1 protein-coding gene is annotated in these 1,085 nt (G+C 67.7%); it reads right to left on the minus strand.

The genetic code is table 11. The annotated features are described in order from the left end of the window. Positions 1-7: 7 nt before the first annotated feature. Positions 8-979 (minus strand): IS30 family transposase, encoded by a 972-nt coding sequence (locus tag ACFYL6_RS33155; protein ID WP_357009735.1) that lies wholly within the window; start codon positions 977-979, stop codon positions 8-10. Positions 980-1,085: the final 106 nt, after the last annotated feature.

The raw sequence follows: 1,085 nt of genomic DNA on the forward strand, positions 1-1,085 counted from the left end.
CCCGTGCTCAGCTGGTGGAAGCAATCTGGCTGGTCAGCAGCTCGGCGAAGACTTCTTTGGGTTTCTTGTAGGCGAGGATACGGCGGGGTCGGTTGTTGAGTCGGTCGGCGATGGCGTTGAGGTGCTGGTGGTCGTTGGGGATGACGGTGCCGCGGGGGAGGTATTCGCGGATCCAGCGGTTGGTGCTCTCGTTGGTGCCGCGTTCCCAGGGACTATGGGGGTGGGCGAAGTAGACGTCGATGTCAGCGGCGACGCTCAGGGCGGCGTGTTCGGCCATCTCGGTGCCGCAGTCCCAGGTCAGGGTGCGGCGCAGGGCGTCGGGTAAGCCGGCGATGCCGGTGGCCACGGCGCTGGTGACGGTGGGGCTGTCTCTGCCGGACAGCGGGATCAGGATCAAGAACCGGGAGGTGCGCTCCACCAGCGTGGCGGTGGCACTGGCGCCGTTCTTGCCGATGATCAGGTCGCCTTCCCAGTGCCCGGGTATCCGCCGGTCCTCGGCCTGGGCGGGCCGCTGATCGATGAACGTCGGGTTGGGAATCTTCGGCGCCCGCGAGGCGGCCGAACGCGCCGGACGACGGTTTCTGCGGCCACTGCGCAACCGCAGGTGCTGCCGGGCCAACTCCCCGACCGGCAACGCGTACATCCACGTGTAAATCGCCTCGTGCGACACCCGCATCGCCTCGTCGTCGGGATAGTCCAACCGCAACCGCCCAGCAACCTGATCCGGCGACCAGCCCTCACCCAACAACGCCACCACCACCTCCCGCAGCCGCGCGTCCAACTCCAGCTTGCACGGCTTCGGCCGACGCCGCGCCCGCTGCGCCTGCCGCTGCGAACGCCACGCCCGATAGAACCCCCGCCCACCACCCCGGCTGATCTCCCGCGACACCACACTCGGATCCCGACCGATCACCACCGCGATCTGCTGACCCGACAACCCCTCAGCGATACCCCGCGTGATCTCTTCCCGATCCGCCACCGTCAACGGCCTACGACCCGCCACGTGCCACCGACCTCTCAGCGATTCGCCCCGCCAAGAGGACAACGAACGACAAGATCGATTGCTACGACCAGCTGAGCACGGG

The organism is Micromonospora sp. NPDC007208 (assembly GCF_042869175.1).
Lineage (GTDB): Bacteria > Actinomycetota > Actinomycetes > Mycobacteriales > Micromonosporaceae > Micromonospora > Micromonospora foliorum.